The sequence below is a fragment of the Actinomyces sp. oral taxon 169 genome (assembly GCF_013394715.1).
GTDB lineage: Bacteria > Actinomycetota > Actinomycetes > Actinomycetales > Actinomycetaceae > Actinomyces.
On record NZ_CP058259.1, the window covers coordinates 656514 to 673470 of the forward strand.

Consider the following 16957-nt stretch of genomic DNA (forward strand, 5'->3'; position numbering starts at 1 on the left):
GATGCTCCGTTCTTGGGGGACGTTCGGCGCCCACTGTGGCCGGCACAGCGACTCATGGCATGCCCACTGTGAAGCGTTCAGTCAACGGGCTGGAGCTGGAGGTTCCCGCGGCATGGAAGGAACAGGTGCGCACGCCCGTTCCCGCCGGAACTGCGAGCGAGGAGGGCTCCAGCGGCTCAACTGGATCCGGTGATCCCTGGGTGCTCACGATGGTAGATCCGGGCGGCGACGACGCACCGATTCTTGCTGTGAGTAGTCCTCTTCCCGCGAACACGCAGGGGCAGGCATCGGAAGTCGCGGTGTCGTTGCTGTCCTCCTCCTTCCCAGGCTATCGCACTACGGGCTCGTTCTCGTTGACGGAACACACTGACTCTTCGACTCCCTCAGAAGGGCCCGCGCTGCCAGCCGCAACGGCAGCAAGCACCAATGGTGGGTCTGCTACGTCGGTAGCGACTGAGACGTCGTCGAGTAGTGGTGCCAATGCGACTACGGGAGTCGAGAGCATTACTCGACTGGCTTTCTCCTACTACCGTAACTATGAGGTGATGCAGGCCCGCGCGTGGGTCGTACGTACGCAGGGGTATGTTGTCGTCACGCTCCTCAAGCCTGACGACATGGTGGCCAGAGTACTTGAGACGTCGATGCTCGAGGCAGCGTCGTGAGTAGGGCGATCAAGCTGCGCCGAAGATCCGCCCTCGCTCTTGTCGGTGCCGTCCCGCTCGCGGTGGGCCTGAGCGCCTGCTCGGCGATATCCCCGGTCGCGTCGCGCGGCTGGAGCAAGGTGCTGGCCGCCGGCACCTACCTCCCTGTACGTACCGACTGGAAGCACTCCGCTGCTTCCGAGGCGATAGCAGTCTTCTCCGACATGTGGGCTCAGACCTCGGGTGCGCCCTATCGTATGGTTGTTGGAATCCCGTCAGCACTCTCCAGTGCGGATGCAATGATGGCAGAGGCTGATTCTGCTCTACGTGCAGCGCTGCCCGGTTACCGTGTGACTACTGAGGAAGGAGAAGCTGAACGTAGCAAGATGACAGTTCACTTCAAGGACTTCGCAACCGACGCTGAGTTCGCCAGGACGGGACGGCTGTGGATTCTGCATAATGGAGTGAGCGCTGCGGCTGTGGCGCTCATGGCGTCGGATCTTAGTGAGTCGTACCGTTCAGTCGTTGATGAGGGCCTATCGCTACTGGATCCGCAGGGTGTTCCTGCAGTCCCGGATGGCTGGGGCAGAGTGGGGCGAGACGGTACTGCGCTTGCGGTCCCCAGCACTTGGTCGATCGTCGGTGCGGTAGCAGGCTCGAAACGATGGCGGGAGAGTTGGGTCGACGCCGATCTTGACGGTGCTACTCGGACTCGGGTCCTGCTGGCCCCTAACACCGGTAAATCCAGTGCTACTGATGCCCTTGCCCAGATCGAGGCCGACTCGATCGCAGGCTCATTGAAAGGGTATACGCGTCGTGGAGCGCCGCAGCCGCTGAAGTTAGGACAGGATGGTGTATCGGGGGTCCGGGTTGATTTTACTTATGGATCGTCGGCGGCAGAGGGAACTTTGTGGGTTGTCCAGGCGAAAGAGCGTGTCAGTGCGATTCAGATAGCTTTCTCAGGAAGAACTGACAATGATATCGTGGCGAGGATGGAGAAAAGTATATGGGTGACCGACATGAAATAATTGTGTCGCGCCGTCCTCTACTTCTTCTGGTGGCAGGGGTTGTGTTTCCAGTCGCAGCTTGCGGGCGCTCGGACAGCGCTGGTCACGATGCGCAGGAGGTGGAGGCTCGGCCGACCACTGACGGAGACTCATCCACCCTAGAGGCCCCCGATGCCGCAGCGGCGCCTCTAGCGGTAGCAGGACGAAAGGTCAATCCAGTCAGTGGCATACGGTTGAGTCTTCCAGGTGAGGCCTCTGCACTGGCGCCTGAAAAGTTGGGAGACAAGCGGCTATCGGTTGTCTACGTGTGGCCCACTGACGATTCATGGGGATATCTTGCTGTTGAAGGGCCTGCTTCCTTTCAGGTCGGTGCCGATATTGACGCCGCCAGAGCTGCCGCAGAGGCCGAGCGAGAGCGGCTCGTGTCTGCTCTCGTCAACCCTTCCGAGGTCAAGGCGTCTCAATGGGATGGGTTCTCCCAGTGCGTTCAGCTCACTTGGAGTCAACGGACCATTCCTCCGGGCTGGTCCGAGGAGACGTCTGTGGACGCAATCGCGTTGTTCCTTGTGGACGGGGTATCACGCTCGTACACCCTTGTGGCCTATGTAGCAAGGGGGAAGTTGGATTCCCAGTCCCCGGCCTTCAAAGCGATGTGCAGCCTGGGCTCGGGCTGAGCGGAGATTGAAGGTACATATGTGGGCCCGAACATCACTGATGCGTTGTTGCAAGTCAGGATTGCTTCGTGTGGTTCACGGATCGCTGCGCTATTGAGGGGCAGAGGACACGATACTCCCTCTTTCCAGTCCAAGCCTCTGTGCAACCCCTGCGGTCAGTTCAACTACTGCGCTTGCCCGAAATCGAGGGGCACCAAGCCTGTTGGGCGGAGTGTGAACCACGGATAGTACTAGTCCCTTTCGACTGACATACACCGCGTCGATGGCGTATCGCATCCCAAAAGTATGGATCATGTTGCAGTGCCGGATCCATAATGCGCCGGCGAGGTTATCCGTGCCCAGAAGGCCGGTATTCCGTTCATGGCGTGTACGTGCCGTCCATAGGGGCATGTTCGTTACCCGGCCGTCAATGACCAGTACGTCGGACACATCCTTGCCCGGCGCCCAAGTGGGAACTGTAATCCCCAGGGGGTTGTTAGGGCCCTCCGGGGCGTGTGGGTTCATGCCACCGCGAGCATCCACGTCAACCACCCTCCTGCGGCGAGATAAGGGCCGAAGGCAATCAGTGTCTTCCTGCTTGCGATGCGTGTGACCATTAAGATGATGGCGGCTACCCCCCCGATGAAGAATCCAAGAATGATTCCCAGCGCAGCGTACTCGGTGTTGAAGTATCCCAGCCAGAGCCCCAAGACAGTGCAGAGCTTCGCGTCTCCGAGACCCATTCCTGACCAGGGGATCAGTGCAATCATTGCTACTATCACTAAACCTGCGCACAGGGCGCACAGAATAGTTCTTGCTGCAATCCACGCTGCGTTGGACAACGGAGTCCCTGCTGCAACGTGCAGAATGAGGAGAGTAAGTGTTGCGGCACCTGTCCACGTTGCCGTGGGCCAAAGAAGTCGATCAGGTAAACGGTGACACACGGCATCGACGCTGCAAGTGGCCCCCAGAAGCGCCACAATCGGTAGGGCGACGACTGTTTCCGCCCAGGCTCCCCAGCTCGCGCCCCATACGAGGGTCAGTCCGCACAGAACAGCTGCAAGGACGGTCTGCGGCATGGGGAGCAGCAACCATCGAACACGTATGGTCGTTCTGTCGGACGAGCTACTGCTGCCTCTGAGAGATGACTCCGAGTCGCAAGCCGCTGGCTCAGCGCCGGGTGATGGTGGTCGATCCTCTTCATCCTTGTCGGAATGAGAAGCGGCCTCCTCGGCGTCGGCCAGTTCCAGGTCGTATACGTACTGCCGAGCAAAGGCGGACACCGGTCGTGCTACGACCATGATGGCCGTACCTCCGACGGCGAAGGCGCTCAGCGCTGCTAGGACACTCACCGTCATACCCTTGCACAACTGAGGCCTGCCCGCTTGAGACGAACGCCCTGAGTCCTGCGGCGATGCGTCGGCCGCGGTAGATTCGGGAACTTTGTTCTGTTCATGTCAGGGCCTTGTGCGGCAGTCGATGGGGCTGTGGGTGTGGGTGACCTGTGTTCTATGCTTCAGTGACCGGGATGTCGGTGAGTCGAGCGTTGAGGGGAGGGGCAGGGTTGCTGTTGCCTCCGTGAGGCAGATCGAGTGTGACCGTATCCTCGCCGGTGTCGGGCCAGACTGCTGGCAGTCGCATGGCCTCTCCGGCCTTAATGTCGTTGACGACGCTGTTGGCGATCGGGAATCGGTCGCCGTCTCGGGAGGCGTGGTCGGCCTCCAGATAGCGCGTCCCGCCGCTGAGGAGTGTGAAGTTGTAGACCCCGTGAACCAAGGAAGGCCATCGCAGCTCCTGAAACTTGTAGGGCAAGGCGAATACTCCCGGCTTAACTGGGACGTCCTGGTCCGCCTTGAGCAGTACAGTGCCGGCCAGGTACTTGCCCACACGTATCACATGATCGATCGAGAGATGGACCTTCTTATCATCTATGGTCACATCCACCCCTTCTGAGCCCTTGCCTGTCGGCACTGCGGCCTGGGACGCTTCGGCTGACGGCGCGGCCGATGATGACGTACCGGCGGCGTTCGCCTCGTCGGGGTTCGACGGTGTCAGCGTGATCTCCACGCGGCGGTTGATCTGTCGATGCTCGTCGGAGTCATTGCTGACCCGCGGTGCGGATTCTCCCTTGCCCGACACCGACTGCTTCCACTTCGACAGATCCGTCAGTGCCTTCAGTCGTGCGGCCACGGACTGGGCGCGCCGTTCCGATAGGCCCTGATTGTAGGCGTCGTCCTGGACGTCGTCGGTGTGGCCCACCACCGACATCTGACCACCGGAGGGGTATCTCTTGATCTGATCAACCACATTGGACAGCACGCTGTCAGCCTGAGCCGAGAGCTGATCGGAGTCGACCGCGAAGGTCACATCCCCAGATACTGTCACTGTCGTCGACTTCTCGTCCTTCTTGGTGTCCGCGGAGCCGTCGGCCGAGATGGTCGCCGTCTCGATGCGGAATGGGCCGGTGGCATCACTATCGAGTTTGGCGCCCGCCAGGGCCTCGTCGACCTTGAAGTCGGCGTCGGTCTCCTTGACTACTGGGACGTTGGTGACTACGCCCATGCTGGGTAGGAACATCTCCACGGTTTTGACGGTGTCGCTGGTCGCGGCAAACACCGCGAATAGTTTCAATGGTTTACCCTTTCTCACTCCATCGATAAGTCCTTCGGTGCTCTGATTGAGTTGACGGAACGCCAGGCCCTGGTTCAGTGACAGCATTTGGATTGTTGACATCGAGTACGGGTCGAACAATGTGCTGAATGGTCGTTCCATGCTTATCTTCTCTTCAGAATTTGTCGAGAGATTCAAAGGCACCACTGTATGCTTCTCTTTGACTACTGCGGGACCAACCTCGACCGAGAGCGTCTTTCCCTCCCAAGCGGTCTCCAGCGCTGCTCCGCCATGAGACCCCGTTGCTCGGGCGGCTGTGTCCGTGCTTCCGGTCCGAGGTGGTCTCGCTGAGTTGGAGCCGCTTCCGTTGGCGGAGTGGGCTTTCCTGATATCGCACCCGGCTAGCGCGCCACCCGCAGCGGCCAATACGGGTAGTATCAAGGTGTGGCGACGCGTTATCCGCTTGTGAGATTCTGCTGGCGACTGCGCGAAGAGTGGCATAGTGAATCCTATCGTCGTCCTTATCCTTCAAGAAATCCTGTCTAACACGCTACACCTCACACTCTGTGTCTACGATGGGTACCTACCCATGTCGACCTGGGTACTCCCCTACGCTCCACGGGGAGGTTGGGGGAGTGGTGAGTGTCGTCATCCGATCGTGTCCAGCACCACGCACTCACCTCTCCCTCCGCCCTGGCGCCCCGACACGGCGAACGGGTAGCCTGGCCGACGGTGCCCGCAGACGGGTCACCGCATCTCCATTCCGTTCCCAGCGACGTCGGCTTCGCCCAGGCCTCAGGCTTGCTCGGCTCAGGTGCGACATCGTGACGCGGGTCTGCCGCGGCGGGAACCGACGGGCCCCTGACTGCGGGGCTCCGGACGTCGTTATCGGGCCCGCCCCGATCCCGGCGGGCCGGCCCTCTCCGCGGTGGCGTGCGCCGTCGAGCCACCAGTGGGGGAGCGGCCCGGCACGCAGGCAGCAGCCAGATACAGACTCACGTCCCAATGGAGAATCAGTAGTGCCTACCATTCAGCAGCTGGTCCGCAAGGGCCGCTCGACGAAGCGCTCCGCGTCCAAGACGCCGGCGCTCAAGGCCAGTCCGCAGCGCCGTGGCGTGTGCACCCGCGTGTACACCACGACCCCTAAGAAGCCGAACTCCGCCCTTCGTAAGGTCGCCCGTGTGCGCCTGTCCACCGGTATCGAGGTCACGGCCTACATCCCCGGTGAGGGCCACAACCTCCAGGAGCACTCCATCGTGCTCGTGCGCGGTGGTCGTGTGAAGGACCTTCCCGGTGTCCGCTACCACATCGTGCGCGGTGCCCTCGACACCCAGGGTGTCAAGGGCCGCCAGCAGGCACGTTCCAAGTACGGCGCCAAGAAGGAGAAGAAGTAATGCCTCGTAAGGGTCCCGCACCCAAGCGTCCGCTCGTCGTCGACCCCGTCTACGGCTCGCCGGTCGTCACCCAGCTCGTCAACCGCGTTCTGCTGGACGGCAAGAAGTCCACTGCCGAGCGGATCGTCTACGGCGCCCTGGAGGGCGTGCGCTCCAAGACGGACCAGGACCCGGTCTCGGTCCTCAAGCGCGCTCTGGACAACATCCGCCCCGCCCTGGAGGTTCGCTCCCGTCGCGTCGGTGGCGCCACCTACCAGGTGCCCGTCGAGGTCCGCCCCGGCCGCGCCACCACCCTGGCGCTGCGCTGGCTCGTGGACTTCTCCCGCCAGCGCCGCGAGAACACCATGACCGAGCGTCTCATGAACGAGATTCTCGACGCCTCCAACGGCCTGGGCGCCGCGGTCAAGCGCCGTGAGGACATGCACCGCATGGCCGAGTCCAACAAGGCCTTCGCCCACTACCGCTGGTAGTGCCGGAATCAGCTCCGTACCCCACACGAACGAAGGACACCACCAGTGGCACTTGACGTGCTGACAGACCTCACCAAGGTCCGCAACATCGGCATCATGGCCCACATCGATGCCGGTAAGACCACCGTGACAGAGCGCATCCTGTTCTACACGGGCATCAACTACAAGATCGGCGAGACGCACGACGGCGCCTCGACGATGGACTGGATGGAGCAGGAGCAGGAGCGCGGTATCACCATTACCTCCGCGGCCACCACCTGCTTCTGGAAGAACAACCAGATCAACATCATCGACACCCCCGGACACGTGGACTTCACGGTCGAGGTCGAGCGCTCCCTGCGCGTGCTCGACGGCGCCGTGGCGGTCTTCGACGGCAAGGAGGGTGTGGAGCCGCAGTCGGAGACGGTGTGGCGCCAGGCGGACAAGTACAACGTCCCGCGCATCTGCTACATCAACAAGATGGACAAGCTGGGCGCGGACTTCGACTTCTCCGTCCAGACCATCCGCGACCGCCTCCACGCCACCCCGATCGTCCTCAACTTCCCGATCGGCGCCGAGAACGACTTCTCCGGCCTTGTCGACGTCCTGGAGATGCGGGCCATCCGCTTCCCCGAGAAGGACGCCGATGGCAAGGAGACCCGCGGCTCCGTCGTCGAGTACGAGGAGATCCCCTCCGAGCTGGTCGCCAAGGCCGAGGAGCTGCGCGCCCAGCTGGTCGAGACGGTCGCCGAGGCCGACGACGCGCTCATGGAGAAGTACCTCGAGGGCGAGGAGCTCAGCATCGCCGAGCTCAAGGCCGGGATCCGCAAGCTCACCGTGGCCGGCGAGGCCTTCCCGGTCCTGGCCGGGTCCGCCTTCAAGAACAAGGGCATCCAGCCCGTGCTCGACGCCGTCCTGGACTACCTGCCCTCCCCGCTCGACGTCCCCGACGTCGAAGGTCACGCCGTCGGTAACGAGGAGGAGGTGCTCACCCGTCCGGCCGACGAGAAGGCTCCCTTCTCCGCCCTGGCCTTCAAGGTGGCCACCCACCCCTTCTACGGCAAGCTCGTTTACGTGCGCGTCTACTCCGGCAAGGTCTCCCAGGGCGAGATGGTCCTCAACGCCACCAAGGGCAAGAAGGAGCGCATCGGCAAGCTCTTCCAGATGCACTCCAACAAGGAGAACCCGGTGGAGGAGGCCCACGCCGGCCACATCTACGCCTTCATCGGCCTCAAGGACGTCACCACCGGTGACACCCTGTGCGCCCAGGGCTCCCCGATCGTCCTGGAGTCCATGACCTTCCCGGCCCCGGTCATCCACGTGGCCATCGAGCCCAAGACCAAGGGCGACCAGGAGAAGCTGGGTGTGGCCATCCAGAAGCTCTCCGAGGAGGACCCCACCTTCACCGTCTCCCTCGACGAGGAGACCGGCCAGACCGTCATCGGCGGTATGGGCGAGCTCCACCTGGACGTGTTCGTGGACCGCATGCGCCGCGAGTTCAAGGTCGAGGCCAACGTGGGTGCTCCGCAGGTCGCCTACCGCGAGACCATCCGCAAGAAGGTGGACAAGGTCGAGTACACCCACAAGAAGCAGACGGGTGGTTCCGGCCAGTTCGCCAAGGTGCAGATGAGCTTCGAGCCGCTCGTGGCCGAGGAGGCCGCCGAGACCGCCGATGGCGAGAAGGCGCACTACGAGTTCGCCAACGCCGTCACCGGTGGTCGCGTGCCCCGCGAGTACATCCCCAGCGTGGACGCCGGGGTCCAGGACGCCATGCTCACCGGTGTCCTGGCCGGCTACCCGATGGTGGACATCAAGGCCACCCTCATCGACGGCGCCTACCACGAGGTCGACTCCTCCGAGATGGCCTTCAAGATCGCCGGTTCCATGGCGTTCAAGGAGGGTGCCAAGAAGGCCTCGCCGGTCCTCCTCGAGCCCGTCATGGCCGTCGAGGTCCGTACTCCCGAGGAGTACATGGGCGACGTCATCGGTGACCTCAACTCCCGTCGCGGCATGATCGCCTCGATGGAGGACGCCGTCGGCGTCAAGGTCATCCGCGCCAACGTGCCCCTGTCGGAGATGTTCGGCTACGTCGGTGACTTGCGCTCCAAGACGCAGGGACGTGCCGTGTACTCCATGACCTTCGACTCGTACGCCGAGGTTCCCAAGAACGTCGCCGACGAGATCATCGCCAAGGTCAAGGGCGCCTGACGCCCTGCCTCCGGGGTCCGCACCGGCTGCACGCAACCGCGGCGGGCCCCGGCCCGACGGCGCCCCTCGGGTGCCGACCGGGACCCAGTTCAGTAAGATTTCCAACATCCACCAGTAGAGACTCTCGACGCCCGGGCGGCTAGCATGTGTGCTAGTCGAATCCCGACGAAGAGAACTACCCGAGTCCCAGGAGGACACCAGTGGCCAAGGCCAAGTTCGAGCGGACCAAGCCGCACGTCAACATCGGAACGATCGGTCACGTCGACCACGGTAAGACGACGCTGACCGCTGCGATCTCCAAGGTTCTGCACGACGAGTACCCCGAGCTGAACCCCTTCACCCCCTTCGACGAGATCGACAAGGCTCCTGAGGAGCGTCAGCGCGGTATCACCATCAACATCGCGCACGTCGAGTACGAGACCGACAAGCGCCACTACGCGCACGTCGACGCCCCCGGGCACGCCGACTACATCAAGAACATGATTACCGGTGCCGCCCAGATGGATGGCGCGATCCTCGTGGTCGCCGCCACCGATGGCCCGATGGCCCAGACCCGCGAGCACGTCCTGCTCGCCCGCCAGGTGGGCGTCCCCGCCCTCCTCGTGGCCCTCAACAAGTCCGACATGGTGGACGACGAGGAGCTCCTCGACCTGGTTGAGATGGAGGTGCGCGAGCTGCTGTCCTCCCAGGACTACGACGGCGACGAGGCTCCCGTCATCCGCGTCTCCGCTCTCAAGGCCCTCGAGGGCGACGCCGAGTGGGCCGGCAAGATCAAGGAGCTCATGGACGCGGTGGATGACTTCATCCCCACCCCCGAGCGTGACATGGACAAGCCCTTCCTCATGCCCATCGAGGACGTCTTCACCATCACCGGTCGCGGTACCGTCGTCACCGGTCGTGTGGAGCGCGGCAAGCTCCCGATCAACTCCGAGGTCGAGATCCTCGGTATCCGCGAGGCCCAGAAGACCACGGTCACCGGTATCGAGATGTTCCACAAGCAGATGGACGAGGCCTGGGCCGGCGAGAACTGCGGTCTGCTCCTGCGCGGCACCCGTCGCGAGGACGTCGAGCGCGGTCAGGTCGTCTGCAAGCCCGGCTCCATCACCCCGCACACCGAGTTCGAGGGCCACGTCTACATCCTCACCAAGGACGAGGGCGGCCGCCACAACCCCTTCTACTCGAACTACCGTCCGCAGTTCTACTTCCGTACCACGGACGTCACCGGTGTCATCACCCTCCCCGAGGGCACCGAGATGGTCATGCCCGGCGACACCACCGAGATGACCGTCCAGCTCATCCAGCCCATCGCCATGGAGGAGGGCCTCGGCTTCGCCATCCGTGAGGGTGGCCGCACCGTCGGCTCCGGCCGCGTCACCAAGGTCATCAAGTGACCCACTGACGCTCCGCGCCTCCGCGTAGCACCAGACCTCCCCGGTCAGAGCAGCTGCTCTGACCGGGGAGGTCTTTTTCGTGTCCCATCACGGGAGGTGACGCAGCCGACCGTCAACATGAATAGAGATATGAATGACACTGTTTTCTTGTCATTGTGACGCTGGCGTAATCAATGGTGTCGCAATGCCATAACGGCTGATTTCAGATCTGTCACCGATCCCGTATTGCCCAATTGTGTCAACTAAGTTAATCCCTGTTGCCAAGGGCATGGAGTCGACGCCTATGAGAAGGCGATCCCAGCGCTGTTGGTCTCTCATGAATTGGAGTGTTCCCTTTGCTGTCTCGTCGTGCCATCAAGCCGCGCCTGCGCAAGCTCATCGCCGGCGCTGCGGCACTCACCTGCGTCGGTGCGGCGCTCGTGGGCACTGAGCAGCCTGCTGCCGGGGCGGCCCCGAACGGGCTCCCCGCCGACGCGCTTCCGGCGGTCTTCGCCCAGGGCGGCACCAGCTGGTACCGGGACACCATCCAGTGGCTCCAGTGGGCGGACTACGACCAGAACTTCGCCGGCCAGACCAAGCCGAATGTTCCCGTGCTCGACTACGGGCAGCGAAAGACCTTCACCAACTACCGAGACCTGGGTGAGGCCGGATATCTGGTCACCACCTGCAATCTGTCCAATCTCAAGCACCTTGGTCACCAGAAGGGCTTTCCCGACGATCTTGCCCGCGGCCCGCTGGTCGCCACGATTCCGGGTACCTGGGCCGGTGACATCCTCGACAACCTCTACAACACCGGTGGCGCCGGGGGCTGGAGTGACGGCAGCTCGGAGTGGCACAACGGCCTGAAGTACCCGGACAACTACACCAACCACAACCGGATGGTCATCGGACTGGCCAACGGATACGCCTACAACGGTGACAAGACCTGGGACGGCAGGGACAAGAACGACCGTTGGGCCAACCGCACGCCCACGGGCGGATACTCACGCATCAGCTTCGATGTCTCCTGCTCTGCGGCCGTCCAGGCCCCCGACGGCAGCTCCACACCGGTGGCCCTCAACGGCCTGGTCTTCGCCGACGCCGAGGCCTCCAACCCCGGCAGCACCAATGACCCTTTCGACGGCGAGTGGATCCAGGCCGAGGTGCCCAGCAACCAGCGAGTCACCTGGCGCCTCCTCGACGGTGGGCGCTCCAGTAACTGTACGGACACCAGGGGAGGTACCGGGCGGCCGGTCACGACCCGGGCGACCTTCTCCAACGGGAACCGCACCCTGAGGCTGGACAACACGGCGCAGGAGTGCGTCTACCAGAACGGTGGAGGCTACTCCAAGCCCAACGGTATCGGTGGGCCCGCGGTCTCCATGTTCATGGAAGGGGCTACCAGCGCCACCATCACCATGCAGGGGTCGGGCTACTCGGCCGTCGCCCTGGGACTGGTCCTGGTCACCGACTTCGGTGACGCGCCGGTCTCCTACGGCAGTGCCTCCGCCCTCCTGCAGCCCAGGTGGGACGGTGGTGAGGTCACGAACCGCAACGGCTACGACCTGTTCGGCGGCCGCCTCATCAACACCACCCGCATGCAGCCCACCGGGCCCTACCTGGGCTCGGGTACTGACGCCGAGTCCCAGCAGCGCTTCAGCGACGGGGCCGACGGCGACGACAACGACGGCTGGTACGGCAACGACGAGGACGGTGTCTCCATCCCCGACGCAGGCATTGCAACAGCCCCGGGACAGCAGTACACCACCAATGTCCGCTGCGGAGGCAGAGGAGCGGTGGCCGGCTGGATCGACTGGAACCACAACGGGGTCTTCGACGCCACCGAGAAGAGCGCTCAAACGACGTGTGACAGCTGGGGCAACGCCCCGCTGCGGTGGACCGTGCCCGAGGACGTCGTGCGCAGCATCGACGGGGAGGCCGGTTCCCAGCCCCACACCTACCTGCGGGTGAGGACGGCTGAGGCAGGAGTGAACCTCAAGCCCACCGGCAGCACGATGGGCGGCGAGGTCGAGGACTATCGGATCGCGGTGCGCGTCCCTACCATCCGGCTTGTCAAGGACGTCCAGGCCCCCTACCGCGGGCAGGTCAGGGCCCTCGGGGCCGACCAGTGGACCCTCAAGGCCCAGCAGAGCAACGGTGGGGCGGCGTCCCAGCAGGTGACTGGGGCAGTCGACACCGGGATCAAGGCGGTGCATCAGGGACAGTACGCGCTCAGCGAGTCCTCCACGAACCCCCAGGCGCCGGGGTACGAGGCGAGCGCATGGCGCTGCGCCCAGACCCCCGGGACTCGCGGCAGCTGGGCCGGTTCGAGCCTGGCGGGCTCCACCATCCAGGTGCGGGGTACCGATCGCCTCACCTGCTCGGTCACCAACACGACCAAGCCCGGGGCGCTGTCCTGGACCAAGGTCGACCAGGACGGTCAGACACCCCTGGGCGGTACCAGCTGGACCCTGACCGGTCCCGGCGTCCCCGCCGGCACCGTCGTCGAGGACTGCCAGGCGGCCGGCTGCCGCGGCGGCGCCTACCGGGACACCAACCCGGCTCCGGGTGTCTTCGAGGTCAGCGGACTGGCATGGGGGAGCTACTCCGTCACCGAGAGAACCGCCCCCAGCGGATACCAGCGCCTGGACAAGGCACTGGCCTTCAACGACGTCTCCGGCGCCAACCTCAAGGCGGGACTCAAGGACACCACCGGTGTCACCAGAGGGGCCGTGACCAACCAGCGGCTGACCGGAGCCGTGTCCTGGAAGAAGCAGGACACGAGCGGACACGCCCTGGGCGGCTCGGAATGGACGCTCAGCGGCCCCGGAGTCCCGGCCAGGACCACCGTCACCGACTGCGTCATCGCCGGTGGTAGGGGACGGTGCCCGGGCGGCCCCTACGCCGACACGGACCCCGCGGCCGGTTCCTTCACCGTGACCGGCCTGCCCTGGGACACGCGCTCCTACTCCCTGGTGGAGAAGCGGGCTCCCACGGGATACCGGCTTGACACGACGAGCCGCAGCTTCGCCATCAAGCCCAATGCCCTCCAGTACTCCTTCTCGAAGGCCTTCACCAACGAGAAGGCGGCCACCCCCCGCCTGCCCCTGACAGGCGGACGCGGTGCGCACATTTTCCTGATCGCAGGAGCGGTCGTCTCCGCTCTGGCGATCTCCACCGGACTCCTCAGGAGGCGCCGTCACTGCAACCTCGACTGATCCGCCCGCCGACCCACGCATGAAAGGTCGGAGGCGCCGGTGACGCCGTCGGACAAGACGGAGCCGTCCACCGGAGAAAAACTCCCTATCCATACCTCTGCCACGCGTTCGCATCTCCCCGCGGCGCACAGTGAAAGGAAATCCCAACCCATGAAGCACAACGCCAGCACGCTGGGGCGTCGGGCTGCTGCCGCAGCCGGTGTCCTCACCCTGGCCTTCCTCGGCCTGGCCCCTTCGGCCGTGGCTACGGAAACGCCTAACTACGGCAACATCAAGACTGAGGTGAAGGGCTCCCTGGCCATCCACAAGCACCTCACCGGCGGCGGCAAGGACATCGGTACCCCCACCGGTACTGAGCAGAACGCCGATGACAAGGGCCCGGCCGTCGAGGGCGTCGTCTTCACCGCCTACCCGATCACCGACATCAACCTAAAGGACCCCGCCGGGTGGGACACGATCAGCAACCTGGCCAGGACCGGCGTGCCGGACAGTGCCTGCACCAACCCCGCCGCGCCCACGCTCGGAGCGCACACGTTTGGTAAGGGCATGGCCTCCCCGGCCACCAACAGCGAGGGCCTCGCCACGATCACGGAGATGCCGGTTCAGGCCTACCTCGTGTGCGAGACCACGACCCCAGGTGACATCGTCCAGAAGGCCAAGCCCTTCGTGGTGACGATTCCTCACCCGAACACCGCTGCGGGTGCTGACGGCCAGTGGATCTACGACGTCAACGTCTACCCCAAGAACGAGGCCATTGACGTCGACAAGACCATTCAGGCGCAGAAGCTCAACGGCTACGGTGTCGGCTCCCTCATCAAGTTCCCGGTCAGCTCGACGGCGCCGACTCTCGACGCCAAGTCCTTCTACAAGTACTTCCAGCTCAAGGACACCCTGGACGAGCGCCTGTCGGAGGTGACCGCCACCGAGGTCTCCCTCGAGGGCACGACCCTGCAGCCCACCGACTACCAGGTGGCGACCAATGGGCAGACCGTGACCGTCACCTTCACCGCCGAGGGTCTGAAGAAGATCAAGGCCGCCCCCGGCAAGAAGGTGTCCGCCGTCTTCCAGGGCAAGGTGACCAAGGCCGGCAGCAATGGCACCATCACGAACCGGGCTCAGGTCATCAGTGACACCCTCTACGCCGAGCAGCCCCCGACTCCTGAGACGCCCCCGACGAACCCCGACAACCCGCCGACCTCCGACGAGGTGACCTCGAACTGGGGCGACCTGAGCATCAAGAAGGTGGACACCCACCAGCAGGGCCAGACCAAGGCCGGCCTCCAGGGCGCGCAGTTCCAGCTGTACAAGGCCAAGGACGCCTACGCCAACACCTGCTCCAAGGTGAAGGACGGCGACCCCATCGCCATCAACGGCCAGACCACGCTGACCACGGACGCCCAGGGTGCCATTGACATCAAGGGCCTGTTCATCTCCGACTCCATCGACGGTGCAGACCGTGACAACCAGAAGGATGCCACCGAGCGCTGCTACGTCCTGGTTGAGACCAAGGCTCCCGCCGGCTACGTCCTGCCCGCCGGTGACGCCGCCGTGACCGCTGTCAAGGTCAAGGTCGGTGAGGTGGCCACGGACAACGTCACCGTTGAGAACACCAAGCAGTCGGTTCCGGGCCTGCCCCTGACCGGTGCCAACGGCATGCTCATCCTGACCGCCTCCGGTGCGTCCCTGCTGATGATCGCCGTCGGCTCCGTCCTCGTGGCCCGCTACCGCGAGCGCAAGCAGAACGCGAACCTCGCGCTCTGACGACACCGGCTGTCGGCCGGGGGCGTGAGCCCCGGCCGACAGCCAGGACCGCAAGCGCACTGCCTCACCCACGTCGTGATCGGGTTCCGAACCCGTGTCGATCGTGAGGTGGTGGCCTGAGCGGCACCGGTGCAGGCACTCGACGGACCCCGATCCGTCGAGCGCCTGCACCGCCATGTGCGAACCCGCACCATCCCCACCCCGTCCACCGACCCTGGAAGCGCACGAGGCCCCATGATCTCCCGCAAAGCACGCACACCCCGCACCGCCCGGACTCCGCGCACCCGCGCCTCGAGCCTCCAGAAGCACCGCCGCCCCCGCGCCTGGCGCCTGTCGGTCTCTGCCCTGGTCACCTCCATCATGGCGCTGGTGGGTATGGGCCTGCTGACCTATCCGACGGCGGCCTCCTGGGTCGCCCAGTACAACCAGTCGAAGGTGACTGCCGACTACTCCGCCCAGGTCGATGGGGCCCGTCCCGATGCCAAGACCCAGGTCGAGCAGGCGCACGCCTACAACGACGCGCTCTCGGCCGGGGCGGTCCTGGAGGCCAACAACCACGTCCCCACCGGTGCCGGCTCCAGCAAGGACAGCTCTCTGAACTACGCCAACATCCTCAAGGCCAACAACGAGGGACTCATGGCCCGGCTGAAGATCCCCTCCATCTCCCTGGACCTGCCCGTCTACCACGGCACTGCCGATGACACCCTGCTCAAGGGCCTGGGGCACCTGGAGGGCACCTCGTTGCCGGTCGGGGGAGAGGGGACCCGCTCAGTCATCACCGGGCACCGCGGCCTGGCCGAGGCCACCATGTTCACCAACCTGGACAAGGTCAAGACCGGTGATAGCCTCATCGTCGAGGTCTTCGGAGAGGTCCTCACCTACCGGGTCACCAGCACCAAGGTCGTCGAGCCCGAGGAGACCGAGGCTCTGCGCGTCGAGGAGGGCAAGGACCTGCTCACCTTGGTGACCTGCACGCCCCTGGGCATCAACACCCACCGCATCCTGCTGACCGGCGAGCGCATCTACCCGACCCCGGCCAAGGACCTCGCGGCGGCGGGCAAGCGCCCCGACGTTCCCCACTTCCCCTGGTGGGCCGTCGGCCTGGCGGCGGGGCTCATCGTCATTGGGCTGTACCTGTGGCGCTCGGGCTACGCGGCGGCGCGGGCCAAGGAGCGGGCCCTGGCCAGGGCCCGTGCCGCGCAGGAGGATCCGCGCCCCCAGACCTGGGCGGAGCAGATGCGGATCTGGATGGATGACGACGCCGGCGTCGAGCCCCAACGGTGGTTCACCGACCTTCCGGTCCCTCCCCAGCCCTCCGAGATGGAGAACCTGGCGCTCCTGGAGGAGATCGCGTCGCTGTCGGCGCCGTCGGGACAATCAGATAACCAGGAGCTCATCGACACCGCGGAGATCCCTGTGCTGGACGCGACACGCCCGAGCGCGGGGGCCAGTGGGCGGACTCACAGCCTCTAGGCCCGATCCTGGGTTCCGCTGCCTGCGCGAGCCCTGATAACGTAATCCGGCCGGCCAAGGGCGCGCGCATGCGTGCCCCTGGTTGTGCCGCCCCGGGATCACCCCGGGATTCATTCTGACGGACCCGTTCCTCCTGAACGGGTTTCCGTGTGTCCAGACCGGTTCACCGCCTC

The 16957-nt window shown here is 64.6% G+C and carries 12 protein-coding genes; 9 read left to right on the forward strand and 3 right to left on the reverse strand.

Annotation, left to right across the window (positions count from 1 at the left end):
* Positions 1-68: 68 nt before the first annotated feature.
* Together HW274_RS02755 and HW274_RS02760 are read left to right on the forward strand one after the other, a co-directional pair.
* Positions 69-662, forward strand: a complete 594-nt coding sequence (locus HW274_RS02755) for a hypothetical protein (RefSeq protein ID WP_185989124.1) — start codon at positions 69-71, stop codon at positions 660-662.
* Positions 659-1669 (forward strand): hypothetical protein, encoded by a 1011-nt coding sequence (locus tag HW274_RS02760; RefSeq protein WP_144020783.1) that lies wholly within the window; start codon positions 659-661, stop codon positions 1667-1669. Before HW274_RS02755 ends, HW274_RS02760 begins: the two co-directional genes overlap by 4 nt.
* 743 nt (positions 1670-2412) lie before the next feature.
* On the opposite strand, the gene HW274_RS02765 is transcribed toward HW274_RS02760, so the two are convergent.
* The 3 genes from HW274_RS02765 to HW274_RS02775 all read right to left on the reverse strand — a co-directional run bounded on the left by HW274_RS02765 (position 2413) and on the right by HW274_RS02775 (position 5115).
* Positions 2413-2826: a DUF192 domain-containing protein gene (locus HW274_RS02765; RefSeq protein WP_081376162.1), complete on the reverse strand. Its 414-nt coding sequence runs from the start codon at positions 2824-2826 to the stop codon at positions 2413-2415.
* Entirely contained in the window at positions 2823-3071 is a 249-nt protein-coding gene (locus tag HW274_RS12950) for a hypothetical protein (protein ID WP_343283685.1), read from the reverse strand. Before HW274_RS12950 ends, HW274_RS02765 begins: the two co-directional genes overlap by 4 nt.
* Positions 3072-3810: 739 nt before the next feature.
* The gene (locus tag HW274_RS02775) at positions 3811-5115 is read right to left on the reverse strand and encodes an OmpA family protein (RefSeq protein WP_260679158.1); all 1305 of its coding nucleotides are present in this window, start codon (positions 5113-5115) and stop codon (positions 3811-3813) included.
* Between the two features lie 815 nt (positions 5116-5930).
* Here HW274_RS02775 and rpsL point away from each other — a divergent pair.
* The 7 genes from rpsL (at position 5931) to HW274_RS02810 (ending at position 16784) form a co-directional block, all read left to right on the forward strand.
* Positions 5931-6305 (forward strand): 30S ribosomal protein S12, encoded by a 375-nt coding sequence (gene rpsL, locus HW274_RS02780; RefSeq protein ID WP_003786082.1) that lies wholly within the window; start codon positions 5931-5933, stop codon positions 6303-6305.
* Positions 6305-6775 (forward strand): 30S ribosomal protein S7, encoded by a 471-nt coding sequence (rpsG, locus tag HW274_RS02785; protein ID WP_003786052.1) that lies wholly within the window; start codon positions 6305-6307, stop codon positions 6773-6775. The genes rpsL and rpsG overlap by 1 nt, the downstream gene beginning before the upstream one ends.
* Positions 6776-6820: 45 nt before the next feature.
* Positions 6821-8962 carry an elongation factor G gene (gene fusA, locus HW274_RS02790; RefSeq protein WP_185989127.1) on the forward strand — a complete coding sequence of 714 codons (2142 nt, stop codon included), beginning with the start codon at positions 6821-6823 and terminating at the stop codon, positions 8960-8962.
* Between the two features lie 200 nt (positions 8963-9162).
* Positions 9163-10353: an elongation factor Tu gene (gene tuf, locus HW274_RS02795; protein ID WP_003789287.1), complete on the forward strand. Its 1191-nt coding sequence runs from the start codon at positions 9163-9165 to the stop codon at positions 10351-10353.
* A 326-nt stretch (positions 10354-10679) separates the two neighbouring features.
* On the forward strand, positions 10680-13550 hold the full coding sequence (locus HW274_RS02800) for a CshA/CshB family fibrillar adhesin-related protein (RefSeq protein WP_256692405.1): 2871 nt from the start codon (positions 10680-10682) through the stop codon (positions 13548-13550).
* Positions 13551-13700: 150 nt separating this feature from the next.
* The gene (locus HW274_RS02805; RefSeq protein ID WP_075253456.1) at positions 13701-15311 is read left to right on the forward strand and encodes a SpaH/EbpB family LPXTG-anchored major pilin; all 1611 of its coding nucleotides are present in this window, start codon (positions 13701-13703) and stop codon (positions 15309-15311) included.
* Between the two features lie 234 nt (positions 15312-15545).
* Positions 15546-16784, forward strand: coding sequence for a class C sortase (locus HW274_RS02810; protein ID WP_185989128.1), 1239 nt, complete (start codon positions 15546-15548; stop codon positions 16782-16784).
* The last annotated feature ends 173 nt before the right edge of the window (positions 16785-16957 follow it).